This is a genomic window from Nocardioides sp. P5_E3 (assembly GCF_054049275.1).
Genome location: NZ_JBFUMR010000002.1, coordinates 1 through 14,835, shown reverse-complemented (window position 1 = coordinate 14,835; position 14,835 = coordinate 1). Strand labels below are relative to the sequence as shown.

Here is a 14,835-nt window from a genome sequence, read left to right as displayed (position 1 = left end):
TCGGCCTCGGCCGCGTCCGACGAGGTTCTCCACAACCTTTGCCTTGCCCCTGTTTCTGCACGGCTCGCGCTGGGTAGCGTGACGGTGCACGTTCTCGGGGAAGCAGGTGCCGCACGATGGCCGTTGATCGCGTCACGCGACCGCACGCCGACGACCTCGTCGAGCGCCTCGACCTGCAGGTGCGCGAGCGCGTGCGACGCGAGGGCGTCGACCCGCAGCGCGAGGCCCTCGTCGTACGCCGCATCGCCGAGGACGTCGTCCGCGACCACGACGACCTCAGCCTCACCGGAGCGGTCGCGCCCGTCGCCGACGACAGCGCGATGGTGGGTGAGCTCGTCGCCCGCGTGTCGGGCTTCGGGCCGCTGCAGCCCTTCCTCGACGACCCGGAGGTCGAGGAGGTCTGGATCAACGACCCCAGCCGGGTCTTCATCGCTCGCCGCGGGCGCCACGAGCTGACCAACCTCCGGCTCGACGCGGCGCAGGTCAACGAGCTCGTCGAGCGGATGCTGAAGTCGAGCGGACGCCGGATCGACATCTCAACCCCGTTCGTCGACGCGATGCTGCCCGAGGGGCACCGCCTCCACGTCGTGCTCGAAGGCATCACCCGCGGCTTCACCGCGGTCAACATCCGCAAGTTCCTGCTCCGCGCCCACCGACTGTCCGACCTGGTGTCGCTGGGCAGCCTGACGCCCGAGGCGGCGCGCTTCCTCGAGGCATCGGTGCGCGCCGGCCTCAACATCCTCGTCGCGGGCGGCACCCAGGCCGGCAAGACGACGATGCTCAACTGCCTCGCGGCCGCGGTGCCCGGTGGTGAGCGCGTGGTGAGCGCGGAGGAGGTCTTCGAGCTGCGCTTCTCCCACCCCGACTGGGTCGCGATGCAGACCCGGCAGGCCGGGCTCGAGCAGACCGGCGAGATCGTGCTGCGCGACCTCGTGAAGGAGGCGCTCCGGATGCGACCGAGCCGGATCCTGGTCGGCGAGGTCCGCGCGGCCGAGTGCCTCGACCTCCTGCTCGCCCTCAACTCCGGCCTGCCGGGCATGGCCACCCTCCACGCCAACAGCGCCCGCGAGGCGTTGGTCAAGATGTGCACCCTGCCGCTGCTGGCCGGTGACAACATCTCGGCGCGCTTCGTGGTGCCCACGGTCGCCACCAGCGTCGACCTCGTGGTGCACCTCGGCCTCGGCGCCGACGGCGTACGCCGCGTCAACGAGATCGTCTCCGTTCCGGGGCGGGTGGAGGCCGACGTCATCGAGGTTGAGCCGATCTTCGTCCGGCACGGAGCCGAGCTTCGGCGCAGCGGGGGAGTGCCCGCGCGCGTCGAGCGCTACGAGCGGGTCGGCATCGACGTCCACCAGCTGCTCGCCTCCGAGGAGGTCGCTCGCTGATGGGTGCGCTCGTCGGGCTGGGGGTGGGCATCGGCCTGCTGCTGATCTGGTCCGCCTTCGCCCTGCCGCGCAAGCCGCGGTCTACGACACCGACCTCGACGGCGCTGGGTCGCCTCCTCGGCCGCGCCGGCCTTGCGGACGTCACGCCGGCGAGCGTGCTGACGTTGTGCCTCGTCCTGTTCGCCGTGGCCTTTGCGCTCGTGCAGGCGGTGTCGAGGACCGTTCCGGTGGCGGTCGTGTTCGCCGCCATGGCCGCCTACCTCCCGATCGCCGTGCTGCGCCAGCGGGCGGCCCGCCGGCTGCGTGACTTCGCCGAGGTGTGGCCCGAGGCGGTCGACAACCTCGCGAGCGCCGTGCGCGCCGGGCTCTCCCTCCCCGACGCCGTCGCCGCGCTCGGCACCAACGGGCCCGAGGCCCTGCGCGCCGACTTCGCCCAGTTCGCCCTCGACTACCAGGTCACCGGCCGGTTCGGCGAGTGCCTCGACCGGCTCAAGGACCGGCTCGCCGACCCCGTCGGCGACCGCGTGATCGAGGGGCTGCGGCTGGCGCGCGAGGTCGGCGGCGGCGATCTCGGCCGCCTGCTGCGCAACCTCTCCGGTTTCCTCCGCGACGACGCGCGCACGCGGTCCGAGCTCGAGTCACGGCAGGCCTGGACCGTCAACGGCGCTCGGCTGGCCGTCGCCGCGCCGTGGATCGTCCTGCTGCTGATGTCGTTCCAGACCACGGCGATCCGGCAGTACGCCTCGCCGGGTGGCGTCCTCGTGCTGGGCATCGGGTTCGGCGTCTGCGTGCTCGCCTACTGGGCGATGATGCGCATCGGCCGGCTGCCGACCGAGAAGCGGATCCTGTCGTGAGCACCACGGTGTGGGGTGCGCTCCTCGGTGCCGTCGCCGGCGCGGGCCTGCTCCTCCTCGGCCTGCGGATCGCGGTGCTGCGCCGGCCGCAGCTGTCGGTCCGCGTGCTGCCCTACCTCCGCGACGTGCCCCGCCTCGACGAGGGCGGGCTGCTGCGACCGCTGACGCCCGCGCCCACCTCGGCCGTCGCGGGGATCTTCGGCCCGCCGCTGCGCCGGGCCGCCGACCTGGTCGAGCGGGTGCTCGGCGGCACMGCGTCCGTACGCCGTCGGCTCCAGCGCGCCGGCCTCGACCGCACCGTCCAGGACTTCCGGATCGAGCAGGTCGTCTGGGGGCTGGTGGGCTTCGCGGCCGCGGCCGCCGTCGTCCTGCTGCGGGCGCTCGGTGGCGTCGGGAGCGTCGGCACCGGCGCGGTCTTCTGCGTGCTCGGCTTCGTGTGCGGCGTCTTCCTCCGCGACAACCGGCTCAGCACCCAGGTCAAGAACCGCGAGCGACAGGTCCTCGTCGAGTTCCCGACGGTCGCCGAGCTGCTGGCCCTGTCGGTCGCCGCCGGTGAGAGCCCGGTGTCGGCGCTCGACCGCGTCGTACGCCGCAGCCACGGCGCGCTCTCCGACGACCTCGCGCAGGTGCTCGCCCGGATCCGCACGGGCGAGCCCGTCGGGGCCGCCTTCGAGTCGCTCGCCCGCTCCACCGGGCTGCCGATCGTGGCCCGGTTCGCCACCGGCATCACCGTGGCGATGGAGCGCGGCACCCCGCTGGCCGACGTCCTCCACGCCCAGGCCGCCGACGTACGAGAAGCAGGTCGGCGCCTGCTCATCGAGACCGCCGCCCGCAAGGAGATCGCGATGATGGCGCCCGTCGTGTTCTTCGTGCTGCCGGTGACGATCCTGTTCGCCTTCTACCCCGGGGTGCTGGGCCTGCGGCTCACCACGCCATGACGCCTTCCAACGAAAGGACACGCCATGCATCCGTCCGTCTCGGGACTCCTCCTCCACCTCACGACACGACCTCCTGACGCTCGTGACGACCGTGGCGATGTGCCCGGCTGGGTGATGGTCACGCTGATGACCGCCATCGTCGTCGCCGCGCTGACGCCGTTCGTCAGCGACGAGCTGCGCGCCCTGCTGGCTCGGGCCTTCGCGATGGTCAGCGGCTAGGGGCCCGGTGCCTCGCCGCGCCCGCACCAGCGAGCGCGGGGCTGCGGTCGTCGACTTCGTCCTCGTCCTGCTCGTCCTCCTCCCGCTGGTCATCGGCATCCTGCAGCTCGCGCTGGTGCTCCACGTGCGCAACACCCTCGCCTCCGCCGCAGCGGAGGGCGCCCGCCACGCAGCGGTCGCCGGCTCGTCGGCCCCCGCCGGCCGGGCCAAGGTGCAGGAGCTGGTCAGCGGTGCCCTGTCCGCGGACTTCGTCCGCACGGTGACCGTCCGCCCGGCCCTCGTCGGGGGAGCTCCGGGCTACGAGGCCGTCGTGACCGCCGACGTGGGCCTGCTCGGCTTCGGAGGGGCAGGCGTGCCCGTCCGCGTCTCGGGACACGCCATCGCCGAGGTGGCACCACCGTGACCCGGACGCGACTGAACGCGCGGCGAGACGAGCAGGGCTCCGCCCTCGTCGAGCTCACCTGGCTCGCGATCATCCTGCTGGTCCCGCTCGTCTGGATCGTCATCTCGGTCTTCGAGGTGCAGCAGGGGGCGTTCGCCACCAGCGCCGCCGCCCGCGCTGCCGGGCGGGCCTACGCCCTGGCGCCGGACGACGCCACGGGAGCGGCCCGCGTCGACGCCGTCGTACGCCAGGTGCTGGCCGACCAGGGCACCCCCGGCCAGCGCGCCCGGGTGACCGTCACGTGCGACGCCCCCGCAGGCAACTGCCACGTCGGCACGTCGGTCATCACCGTCCGCGTCGACTCCGGGGTGGAGCTGCCGTTCTTCCCGGCGATCCTCGGCAAGGGCGCCGCGGTCTTCTCGCTCGACGCGACCCACACGGTCCCGATCGGGCAGTACGTCGAGAGCGGGTCCGACGACGGCCAGGACGACGAGCGATGAGGTGCCGCGACGAGGAGGGACAGGTGACGCTGCTGATCATCGGGTTCGCGAGCATCCTGCTGATGGCCATCGTGGTCGTGATCGACGCGTCGGCCGCCTACCTCCAGCGGCAGGGCCTCGACAACCTCGCCGACGGTGCGGCGCTCTACGGCGCCGACCTCGGGTCCGCCGGCATCTACGAGCAGGGCCTCGACGGCGAGCGCCTCACCCAGCAGGAGGCCGCGGTCGAGGCCGCGGTGCGCGACTACCTCGCCCGCGCCGACGCCGGCTCGACGTACCCCGGCATCGACGTCGGCGTACGCGTCGACCCGGTCGGCCGCTCCGTCACGGTCCGGCTGAGCGCGCCGCTCGACCTGCCGCTCACCATCCCCGGCTCACCGAGCAGCCCGACGGTCGGCGCGAGCAGCACCGCAGCGGTGACGGTGGTGCCGTGACCGAGGTCCGCGTAACGGCCGTCACGCTGCCCACCCCATCAGATGGTCCGTGGCGGGACTCGCGGCGGGTCGCCGGTAGTTTCAAGGCATGACCGAGACCTGGCCCGGCACTGCCTACCCCCTGGGTGCCACCTTCGACGGCACCGGCACGAACTTCGCCCTGTTCAGCGAGGTCGCCGAGCGCGTCGAGCTGTGCCTGTTCGACCCCGACCCCGACAACCTCGGCTCCTTCACCGAGACGCGGCTCGAGGTCACCGAGGTCGACGCCTACGTCTGGCACTGCTACATCCCGACCGTGCAGCCCGGTCAGCGCTACGGCTATCGCGTCCACGGCCCGTGGGACCCCACCCAGGGCCAGCGCTGCAACCCCAACAAGCTGCTCCTCGACCCCTACGCCAAGGCCACGGCCGGCGACATCGACTGGGACCAGTCGCTGTTCGCCTACAACTTCGGTGACGAGGACTCGCGCAACGACGACGACTCCGCGGCGCACATGACGCACGGCGTGGTCATCAACCCGTTCTTCGACTGGGAGGGTGACCGCCGCCTCTCCATCCCCTACAACGAGTCCTTCATCTACGAGGCGCACGTCAAGGGCCTCACCCAGCTGCACCCCGACGTGCCGGAGGAGCAGCGTGGGACGTACGCCGGGCTGGCGCACCCCTCGGTCACCGCCCACCTCAAGAAGCTCGGCGTCACGGCGATCGAGCTGATGCCGGTCCACCAGTTCGTGCAGGACTCGACCCTGTTGGACCAGGGCCTGCGCAACTACTGGGGCTACAACACCCTCGCCTTCCTCGCTCCGCACGCCGACTACGCCTCGAGCCAGCAGGGCCAGCAGGTCCAGGAGTTCAAGGCGATGGTCAAGGCGATGCACGCCGCCGGCATCGAGGTCATCCTCGACGTGGTCTACAACCACACCGCCGAGGGCAACCACCTCGGCCCGACGCTGAGCTTCAAGGGCATCGACAACGCGGCCTACTACCGCCTCGTCGAGGACGACCAGCGCTACTACATGGACTACACCGGCACCGGCAACACCCTCAACGTGCGCCACCCCCACTCGGTGCAGCTGATCATGGACTCGCTGCGCTACTGGGTCACCGAGATGCACGTCGACGGCTTCCGCTTCGACCTCGCCGCCACCCTGGCCCGCGAGTTCTACGACGTCGACAAGCTCTCCACCTTCTTCGAGATGGTGCAGCAGGACCCGGTCGTCAGCCAGGTCAAGCTGATCGCCGAGCCGTGGGACATCGGCCCCGGCGGCTACCAGGTCGGCGGCTTCCCGCCGCAGTGGACCGAGTGGAACGGCGCCTACCGCGACACCGTGCGCGACTTCTGGCGCGGCGAGCCGTCGCTGGGCGAGTTCGCCTCCCGGCTGTCCGGCTCCTCCGACCTCTACGAGCACTCCGGTCGCCGGCCCTTCGCCAGCATCAACTTCGTCACCGCCCACGACGGCTTCACGCTGCGCGACCTCGTCTCCTACAACGAGAAGCACAACGAGGCCAACGGCGAGGACAACAACGACGGCGAGAGCCACAACCGCTCGTGGAACCACGGCGTCGAGGGCCCGACCGACGACGCCGAGATCCTCGAGGCGCGGGCCCGCGAGCAGCGCAACTTCATCGCCACGCTGCTGCTCAGCCAGGGGGTGCCGATGCTCCTGCACGGCGACGAGCTGAGCCGCACCCAGGACGGCAACAACAACACGTACGCCCAGGACAGCGAGATCAGCTGGCTGCACTGGGACGACGCCGACAAGCCGCTCATCGAGTTCACCGCGGCGGTCGCCAAGCTGCGCGCCGACCACCCGACCTTCCACCGCAAGCGGTTCTTCACCGGCAGCACGGTGCGCACCGGCGACGGCGAGCGCCTCAACGACATCGTCTGGCTCGGCCTCGACGGGGAGCCGATGGAGGACGGCGACTGGGAGGGCAGCAAGGCGATCGGCATGTACCTCAATGGCAACGGCATCGCCGGCAAGGACGCCCGCGGAGCCACCATCACCGACGACCACTTCCTGCTCTACTTCAACGCCGACGGCCCGGCGACGGTGACCCTGCCGGCGGAGGAGTACGCCGCCGCGTGGGACGTGGTGATCGACACCGGCGGCAACGCCGACGCCGGCCCGACGCACGAGGCCGGGGAAACGTTCGACCTCAACACGCACAGCCTCGTCGTGCTCCGCGAGCACTCCGAGCCCGAGGCCAGCCCGGACCACTCGGTGGCGGCATCACTCGCGGCCCGCTCGGGCACGGACCTCACGTGAGCGACGCACACCCGCCCGCCCGGCCCGAGCGTCGTACGCCGCACAGCACCTATCGCCTGCAGGTCAGCCCCGACTTCACGTTGTACGACGCCGCGCAGGTGCTGCCCTACCTGCACGACCTCGGCGTGGACTGGGTCTACCTCTCGCCGCTCCTGGCCTCCGAGCCCGGCAGCACCCACGGCTACGACGTCGTCGCCTTCGACCACGTCGACCCCGAGCGGGGCGGCGAGGAGGGCCTGGCCGCGCTGTCGGCCGAGGCGAGGCGCCTCGGGATGGGCGTGCTGGTCGACATCGTGCCCAACCACGTCGGCGTCGCCACCCCCTCGGAGGACCCGTGGTGGTGGGACGTGCTCAAGCTCGGCCGCGAGTCGGAGCACGCGTCGGCCTTCGACGTCGACTGGGCGGCCGGCGACGGCCGCATCGTCATCCCGGTCATCGGCGACGACGACGAGGGCGCCATCGAGGTCGGGAAGGACGAGGTCCGCTACCACGACCAGCGCTTCCCGCTGGCTCCCGACACCTCGACGCTGGAGGAGCAGCACTACGAGCTGGTCAACTGGCGCGCGGCCGACGAGGACCTCAACTATCGCCGCTTCTTCGCCGTCAACACCCTGGCCGCCGTGCGCGTCGAGGACCCCGAGGTCTTCGCCGAGACCCACGTCGAGATCAAGCGGTGGTTCGACGAGGGCCTCGTCGACGGGCTGCGGGTCGACCACCCCGACGGCCTGCGCGACCCCAAGCGCTACCTCGACGACCTCGCCGCCCTCACCGGCGGCGCCTACGTGCTCGTCGAGAAGATCCTCGAGCCCGGCGAGCACCTGCCCGGGGAGTGGGCGACCGACGGCACCACCGGCTACGACGCGCTCGCGCTCATCGACCGGCTGCTCACCGATCCGGCCGGGGAGGCCCCGCTCACCGCGCTGGAGGACCGGCTCCGCGGCGCGTCGGTCGACTGGGAGCAGATGGTCCACGACAACAAGCGCGCCGTCGCCGACGGCATCCTGCACTCCGAGGTCCTCCGCATCACGCGTGAGGTCGAGCGGGTCCTGGACTCGCGGGAGGAGAGCGCCGACGAGGACGCCGTCGCCGACGCCATCGGCGAGCTGCTGGCCTGCTTCCCCGTCTACCGCTCCTACCTCCCCGAGGGCCGCGACCACCTCGACCAGGCCTTCGCCGCCGCGCGCACGCACCGCCCGGACCTCTCAGCGACGTACGACGTCCTCGAGCCCCTGCTGCACGACGAGTGGAGCCAGCCGGCCCGGCGCCTCCAGCAGACCTCGGGCATGGTCATGGCCAAGGGCGTCGAGGACTGCTCGTTCTACCGCTGGTCGCGGCTGACGTCGCTCAACGAGGTCGGCGGCGACCCGTCGATCTTCGCGATCGACGTCGACGACTGGCACGAGGCGATGGCCGCGCGCCAGCGCGACTGGCCCGACGCGATGGTCACCCTCTCCACGCACGACACCAAGCGCGGCGAGGACGTCCGCGCCCGGATCACCGTGCTCGCCGAGGAGCCCGGCCACTGGGAGCGGGCGCTCGACGAGCTGCTCCGCCTCGCACCCGTCCCCGACGAGGGCTTCGGCTCGCTGCTGTGGCAGGCCGTGCTCGGCGCCTGGACGCCCGACCACCTGCCCGACCTCCGCGACCGGCTGCACGGCTATGCCGAGAAGGCGATGCGGGAGGCCGGCGACCGGACGACGTGGACCGAGCCCGACGAGGCGTACGAGTCGCAGGTGCACGCCGCGGTCGACGCGGTCTTCGACGCAGGCGGCGTGCGCGCCGTGCTGGTCGACCTCGCCGCGCGCATCGACGAGCCCGCCCAGGCCAACTCGCTCGTGGCCAAGCTGCTCGCGATCACGATGCCGGGCGTGCCCGACGTCTACCAGGGCAGCGAGCTCTGGGAGACCTCGCTGGTCGACCCGGACAACCGCCGCCCCGTCGACTTCGACCACCGCGCCGCGGTGCTCGCCGGCACCGCCGAGGACGACGCCGCGACCAAGCTGCACGTCACCTGCACCGCCCTGACCCTGCGGCGCGAGCGGCCGGAGCTGTTCACCGGCTACACGCCGGTCACCGCCTCCGGGTCCGCCGCGGCGCACGCGGTCGCCTTCGACCGCGGTGGCGCGATCGCCGTCGCCACCCGCCTCCCCGTGGGGCTGGCCGCGGCCGGCGGCTGGAACGACACCGCCCTCGACCTGCCCGAGGGTCGGTGGCACGACGTGCTCACCGGCCTCGACACCGACGGCCGGCTCGCGACCCTGCTCGCCGTCCACCCCGTCGCCCTGCTGGTCAAGAAGGACTGAGGAAGGACTGACATGACCACGCCCTCTCGGGGACCCTTTGACGTCTGGGCACCGCGCCCGCGGCGGGTGCGGCTGAGCATGGCCGCCCCCGATGGGCAGAGCGTCGTGGAGATGACCCGCGACGCCGACGGTTGGTGGGCGCCGGCAGGACCGGTGCCGACGGACGAGTCGGTCGACTACGGCTACCTCGTCGACGACGACCCCGACCCGCGTCCCGACCCGCGCTCGCGCCGGCAGCCCGGCGGCGTGCACGAGCTCTCGCGGCGGGACCGGACGACGTACGAGTGGGGCGACGCCGCCTGGACCGGCCGCCAGCTGGCGGGGTCGGTCGTCTACGAGCTGCACATCGGCACCTTCACCCCGGACGGCACCCTCGACTCCGCCGTCGAGCGGCTCGACCACCTCGTCGACCTCGGCGTCGACCTCGTCGAGCTGCTCCCGGTCAACTCCTTCAACGGCACCCACAACTGGGGCTACGACGGCGTCGGCTGGTTCGCCGTCCACGAGCAGTACGGCGGCCCCGACGCCTACCGCCGCTTCGTCGACGCCTGCCACGCGAGGGGCCTCGGGGTGGTCCAGGACGTGGTGCACAACCACTTCGGCCCCTCGGGCAACTACCTCCCGCTGTTCGGCCCCTACCTCAAGGCCGGGCGCAACACGTGGGGCGACCTGGTCAACCTCGACGGCGAGGACTCGGCGGAGGTGCGCCGCTACATCCTCGACAACGTCCGGATGTGGTTCGAGGACTACCACGTCGACGCCCTGCGGCTCGACGCCGTGCACGCGCTGCAGGACACCTCGCAGGTCCACCTCCTCGAGGAGATGGCGGTCGAGACCGCCGCGCTGTCGGCCCACCTGCGGCGCCCGCTCACCCTGATCGCCGAGTCCGACCTCAACGACACGCTCCTCGTACGCCCGCGGGAGGCCGGCGGCTACGGCCTCGACGCGCAGTGGAGCGACGACTTCCACCACGCCGTCCACGTCGCGCTGAGCGGCGAGACCTCCGGCTACTACGCCGACTTCGAGCCGCTCGAGGCGCTGGCCAAGGTGTGCGAGAAGGGGTTCTTCCACGACGGGACGTTCTCGTCGTTCCGCGAGCGCGACCACGGCACGGCCGTCGACACCGAGCACATGCCGACCTGGCGGCTCGTGGTGGCCAACCAGAACCACGACCAGATCGGCAACCGCGCCCGCGGCGACCGGCTCGCCGAGCACCTCGACGACGACCAGCTCGCCTGCGCCGCCCTGCTGACGCTCGCCGGGCCGTTCACCCCGATGCTGTTCATGGGGGAGGAGTGGGCGGCCTCGACGCCGTTCGCGTTCTTCACCTCCCACCCCGAGCCCGAGCTCGGGAAGGCGACGGCGGACGGCCGCATCGCCGAGTTCGAGAGGATGGGCTGGGACCCCGACGAGGTCCTCGATCCCCAGGACCCCGAGACGTTCCGCCGCTCGAAGCTGGACTGGGACGAGCTGTCCGGAGGTCGCCATGCGGTGGTGCTGGAGTGCTACCGGCGACTCGGCCGGCTGCGCCGCGAGCTGCCGCAGCTGACCGACCCGGCATTCGGCTCGGTCTCGTGCACCGTCGAGGGCCGGCTGTTCACCATGCGCCGCGGCGACCTGCTCGTCGTCGTCAACGCCGGCGACACGACCGCGACGACCCGGGTCGGGGAGCGCGAGGTCCTCTTCGAGACCCCTGCCGGGGTCGACGTACGCGACGGGGTGCTGTCGGTGCCGGCGCACGCCGGAACTCTTCTCGGACCGATCACAACTTTCTCCTGACCGGCGGCGTCTCCCTCGTTGAACGGCCCGTTCCCGGGCCCACACGACGGGGATAGAACCATGAACCGCTTGACCGCACTGGCCGCCACCGTGGCCCTCGCCGCCGGCTCGCTGGCGCTCACCGCGCCGACGCAGGCCGCGCCTGCCAAGGCCCAGGCCTACAAGATCACCGCCAAGGCCAACCTCGAGGTCGCCGTCGCCAAGGAGGACACCGTCAAGGTCAAGGGGCGCGTGACGCCCAAGGCCGCCGGCGAGAAGGTCGTCCTGCAGCAGCGCGTGGGCAACAAGAAGTCGTGGAAGTCCACGGGCGACGCCAAGATCAAGAAGAACGGCACCTACGTCCTCAAGGACAAGCCCTCGACCCAGGGCCCGCGCGAGTACCGCGTCCTCAAGCCGGCCTCGAAGGGCCTCAAGAAGGGCTACAGCAAGGCCCTGGCCGTCGAGGTCTACAAGTGGGAGAAGCTGGTCTACCGGCCCAGCGGCCCCCGCGTCAACGTCGAGCCCACCGGCGTCCTGATCGGCGCCGAGTACTTCGGCCAGAGCCTGGCGACCACCAACGCCCGCACGCCGTCGTCGGTCGAGTACACCCTGGGTCGCAAGTGCACCGACCTTCGGGCGACCTATGCCCTCACCGACAGCTCGACCACCGGCGCCACCGGCTCAGTGACGGTCAGCGCCGACGACAAGGTCCTGGCCGCGCACCCGCTGGCCATCGGCACGGTCGTCGCCGACGAGGTCCTCGACGTCTCGGACGTCTTCCGCCTCAAGGTCGACCTGATCACCAACACGGTCACGCCGACCGACGCCGCCGTCGCCGCCGTCGCGACGCCCGAGGTGCTCTGCACGCGCTGACGCGCACCCGATCCGCAGCGGCGGGCACGACCGGAATCACAGGCCGGGAGTGCTCGCCGCTGCTGCTTGTCCGACCGGTGCTTTCGACACCCTTCCCGCGTGCGCCGTACTGTTGCTCCTTGTGGCAGGCATCGACTTCGACGTAGAGATCAAGCAGCTCCGGGCGACCATGAAGACCGTCGGCCAGGTCCTCAACCTCGACCGCATGCGTGGGGAGATCGCGGACCTGGGCGAGCAGGTGGCAGCCCCCGACCTGTGGGACGACGTCGGGAGCGCGACCCGCATCACCGGTCGGCTCTCCGCCCTGCAGGGCGAGATGGACCGCTTCACCAGCCTCGAGACCCGCATCGAGGACCTCGCCCTCATGGTCGAGATGGCCCAGGAGGAGGGCGACGCCGACACGCTCGCCGACTCGGAGCGGGAGCTCGGACGGATCAAGAAGTCCGTCGAGTCGCTCGAGATCCGCACGCTGCTCGCAGGTGAGTACGACGAGCGCGAGGCCATCGTGACGATCCGCTCGGGCGCCGGTGGCGTCGACGCCGCCGACTTCGCCGAGATGCTGATGCGGATGTACACGCGCTGGGCCGAGCAGCACAAGTACGGCGTCGAGGTCTATGAGGTGTCCTACGCCGAGGAGGCGGGCATCAAGTCCGCCGAGTTCGCCATCCACGCGCCCTACGCCTACGGCACGCTCTCGGTCGAGGCCGGGACCCACCGCCTGGTGCGGATCAGCCCCTTCGACAACCAGGGCCGCCGCCAGACCTCCTTCGCTGCCGTCGAGGTGGTGCCGATGCTCGAGCAGACCGACGAGATCGAGGTCGACGAGAACGAGATCCGCACCGACGTCTTCCGGTCCGGCGGTCCCGGCGGTCAGTCGGTCAACACGACGGACTCCGCGGTGCGCCTGACCCACATCCCGACCGGCATCGTCGTGTCCTGCCAGAACGAGAAGTCGCAGCTGCAGAACAAGGCCTCGGCAATGGTCGTCCTCAAGGCCAAGCTGCTCGCCAGGAAGAAGGCCGAGGAGGCCGCGCTCAAGAAGGACCTCAAGGGCGATGTCCAGGCCAGCTGGGGCGACCAGATGCGCAACTACGTCCTCAACCCCTACCAGGTCGTCAAGGACCTGCGCACCGGCCACGAGTCCGGCAACCCCAGCGCCGTCTTCGACGGCGACCTCGACGACTTCATGGAGGCCGGCATCCGCTGGCGCCGGGGTGCGGACAAGGTCGACGCCTGAGGTGTTTCGCAGCCGCCACCCGGGGTAGACGTGGGTCACTGACACGCTGAGCACCGGGGGGACACATGTCGCAGCTGCAGGTCGGCTTCGCCGCGTTGCAGGACGCCGCCAACGCCGCGCAGGGCGCGGCGGCCGACGCCAAGGGACACGGGTCCGCCGACGCGCTGACCTGGGCAGGAGGCGGGATCCCGGGTGCCTCCTCGGTCGGCCACCTGCGTGAGCTCGGCACGAGCTGGGACGACGAGGTCGCCGCGTGGGTGACGGCGGCCGACGACTTCGGCGCCGACCTCGCTGCCGCCGGCGAGGACTACCGCTCGGTCGACCAGACCACGGGTGGCCTGTTCGGCGGCCTGCTGGGCGGTGGCTGATGACGGTCACCTACGGCGACGCAAAGCGCTGGCAGTCCGAGCCGCTCGGCACCGCCGGCGACAGCCTCAAGAAGGACCTCGACGCCCTCGAGGGCGCCCGCGACCAGCTCGAGACGCAGGGCGTGCCCGAGTCGTGGACCGGGCTGGCCGTGACGTTCGCCGTCGCGCGCCGCACACTGCTGGTCAAGTGGCTCGACCGCCACATCGACGGCAAGCGCCAGATGCAGCGCGCCCTCTACGACGCCGAGACCATCGTCGCGGAGGTCGAGCGCCTGGTCACCGAGGTCGAGGGGGAGGCCCGCGCCAAGGACTTCTCGATCAGCTCCGACGGCACGGTCAGCGACGTCAGCGACCCGCCGACCTTCCCGAACCGCTACGAGGCCGACGAGTGGTCCCGCATCCGCCAGCAGACCGCACAGGAGCTGGCCGACGACGTCTCCACCATCCTCGGCCGGGCGGCCGCCGCCGACGCGACCATCGCGGGCGGCGTACCACCGGGCCACGTGGACTCCGTCGACGACTACGGCGTCGCCGACCCGGAGGTCGCCGAGCGGTGGGCCTCGATGACCGACGACGAGCGGCGCGCGGTGGTGGAGGAGATGATCGAGGAGCAGGCGGCCGAGGCCGGCATCCCGACCCCGACCATCACGTGGGAGCCCGAGACGTGGGACCTCTGGGGCCAGGCGCGCGGCGGAGGGTCGGAGATCGCGCTCAACGAGGGCATCCTCGACGACCCGTTCATCCTCAACACCGCCGCCCACGAGATGCGGCACGCCCGCCAGTTCGAGGCCATCGACGACCAGGACGCGTGGCGCTGGCCGTGGCAGGACGACCCGTTCGACATGCACCAGGATGACGGGATCACCGAGGAGCAGGCCGAGGAGTGGGACGAGAACTTCGACGACTACAAGTCCACGTCCAACGGTGACACCTACGAGGAGTACTTCGAGCAACCGGTCGAGGTCGACGCACGTCGCACCGGCAAGCAGGAGCTCGAGGACATGACCGAGGAAGAGCTCGAGCGGCTCCTCGAGGAAGGACAGCAATGACACCCGTGACGACGTACGCCGACCTGGTCGACGCCCACCTCGCCGACCCGAGCGCCGAGACGCTCGAGCCCCTGCGCGACGCCGTGCGCGCCGCCCCCGGGTTCGACCCGGAGCTGCGGGTGCGCAAGCATGCCGACGTCCTGATCCGCGAGGGGCGCCACGCCGACGCGGTCGCGGCGCTCGAGGCGAGCATGCCCGGGTCGCTGCTCAGCCCGGCCGCCCACGCGATGCTGGCCGCCGCGTTGCGGCGCACCGGCCGCGAGGAC

14 protein-coding genes are annotated in these 14,835 nt (G+C 71.6%); all 14 read left to right on the top strand.

From position 1 onward, the window contains the following. Positions 1–116: 116 nt before the first annotated feature. Complete coding sequence (locus ACXJKB_RS01105; protein WP_457184657.1) at positions 117–1,385, top strand: CpaF family protein; 1,269 nt, start codon at positions 117–119, stop codon at positions 1,383–1,385. Beyond that, a complete protein-coding gene (locus ACXJKB_RS01100; protein WP_457184656.1) occupies positions 1,385–2,239 on the top strand; it encodes a type II secretion system F family protein in 855 nt (284 codons plus the stop codon). The genes ACXJKB_RS01105 and ACXJKB_RS01100 overlap by 1 nt, the downstream gene beginning before the upstream one ends. Beyond that, entirely contained in the window at positions 2,236–3,177 is a 942-nt protein-coding gene (locus tag ACXJKB_RS01095) for a type II secretion system F family protein (protein ID WP_457184655.1), read from the top strand. Before ACXJKB_RS01100 ends, ACXJKB_RS01095 begins: the two co-directional genes overlap by 4 nt. 226 nt (positions 3,178–3,403) lie before the next feature. Continuing rightward, positions 3,404–3,799 (top strand): TadE/TadG family type IV pilus assembly protein, encoded by a 396-nt coding sequence (locus ACXJKB_RS01090; protein ID WP_300046324.1) that lies wholly within the window; start codon positions 3,404–3,406, stop codon positions 3,797–3,799. After that, a complete protein-coding gene (locus ACXJKB_RS01085) occupies positions 3,796–4,278 on the top strand; it encodes a hypothetical protein (RefSeq protein WP_457184654.1) in 483 nt (160 codons plus the stop codon). Before ACXJKB_RS01090 ends, ACXJKB_RS01085 begins: the two co-directional genes overlap by 4 nt. Positions 4,279–4,301: 23 nt before the next feature. After that, entirely contained in the window at positions 4,302–4,712 is a 411-nt protein-coding gene (locus ACXJKB_RS01080; protein WP_457184653.1) for a pilus assembly protein TadG-related protein, read from the top strand. 88 nt (positions 4,713–4,800) lie between these two features. Then, positions 4,801–6,981, top strand: coding sequence for a glycogen debranching protein GlgX (gene glgX, locus ACXJKB_RS01075; protein WP_457184652.1), 2,181 nt, complete (start codon positions 4,801–4,803; stop codon positions 6,979–6,981). Continuing rightward, on the top strand, positions 6,978–9,284 hold the full coding sequence (gene treY / locus ACXJKB_RS01070) for a malto-oligosyltrehalose synthase (RefSeq protein WP_457184651.1): 2,307 nt from the start codon (positions 6,978–6,980) through the stop codon (positions 9,282–9,284). The genes glgX and treY overlap by 4 nt, the downstream gene beginning before the upstream one ends. A gap of 12 nt (positions 9,285–9,296) precedes the next feature. Next, positions 9,297–11,063: a malto-oligosyltrehalose trehalohydrolase gene (gene treZ, locus ACXJKB_RS01065; protein WP_457184650.1), complete on the top strand. Its 1,767-nt coding sequence runs from the start codon at positions 9,297–9,299 to the stop codon at positions 11,061–11,063. A 60-nt stretch (positions 11,064–11,123) separates the two neighbouring features. Beyond that, positions 11,124–11,915 (top strand): hypothetical protein, encoded by a 792-nt coding sequence (locus ACXJKB_RS01060; protein WP_457184649.1) that lies wholly within the window; start codon positions 11,124–11,126, stop codon positions 11,913–11,915. A gap of 121 nt (positions 11,916–12,036) precedes the next feature. Further along, positions 12,037–13,152, top strand: coding sequence for a peptide chain release factor 2 (gene prfB / locus ACXJKB_RS01055; protein WP_457184648.1), 1,116 nt, complete (start codon positions 12,037–12,039; stop codon positions 13,150–13,152). A 65-nt stretch (positions 13,153–13,217) separates the two neighbouring features. Then, positions 13,218–13,520 (top strand): hypothetical protein, encoded by a 303-nt coding sequence (locus ACXJKB_RS01050; protein WP_457184647.1) that lies wholly within the window; start codon positions 13,218–13,220, stop codon positions 13,518–13,520. Continuing rightward, positions 13,520–14,569, top strand: a complete 1,050-nt coding sequence (locus ACXJKB_RS01045) for a hypothetical protein (RefSeq protein ID WP_457184646.1) — start codon at positions 13,520–13,522, stop codon at positions 14,567–14,569. Before ACXJKB_RS01050 ends, ACXJKB_RS01045 begins: the two co-directional genes overlap by 1 nt. After that, positions 14,566–14,835 (top strand): hypothetical protein (locus ACXJKB_RS01040; RefSeq protein WP_457184645.1); only part of this gene is annotated, 270 nt, incomplete at its 3' end. The genes ACXJKB_RS01045 and ACXJKB_RS01040, both read left to right, overlap by 4 nt.

Excerpts from the sequence above, each read along its gene's own strand:
- ACXJKB_RS01105 (WP_457184657.1), top strand. The coding sequence starts at position 117 with ATGGCCGTTGATCGCGTCACGCGACCGCACGCCGACGACCTCGTCGAG.
- ACXJKB_RS01045 (WP_457184646.1), top strand. The coding sequence starts at position 13,520 with ATGACGGTCACCTACGGCGACGCAAAGCGCTGGCAGTCCGAGCCGCTC.
- glgX (WP_457184652.1), top strand. The coding sequence starts at position 4,801 with ATGACCGAGACCTGGCCCGGCACTGCCTACCCCCTGGGTGCCACCTTC.
- ACXJKB_RS01060 (WP_457184649.1), top strand. The coding sequence starts at position 11,124 with ATGAACCGCTTGACCGCACTGGCCGCCACCGTGGCCCTCGCCGCCGGC.
- ACXJKB_RS01100 (WP_457184656.1), top strand. The coding sequence starts at position 1,385 with ATGGGTGCGCTCGTCGGGCTGGGGGTGGGCATCGGCCTGCTGCTGATC.
- treZ (WP_457184650.1), top strand. The coding sequence starts at position 9,297 with ATGACCACGCCCTCTCGGGGACCCTTTGACGTCTGGGCACCGCGCCCG.
- ACXJKB_RS01050 (WP_457184647.1), top strand. The coding sequence starts at position 13,218 with ATGTCGCAGCTGCAGGTCGGCTTCGCCGCGTTGCAGGACGCCGCCAAC.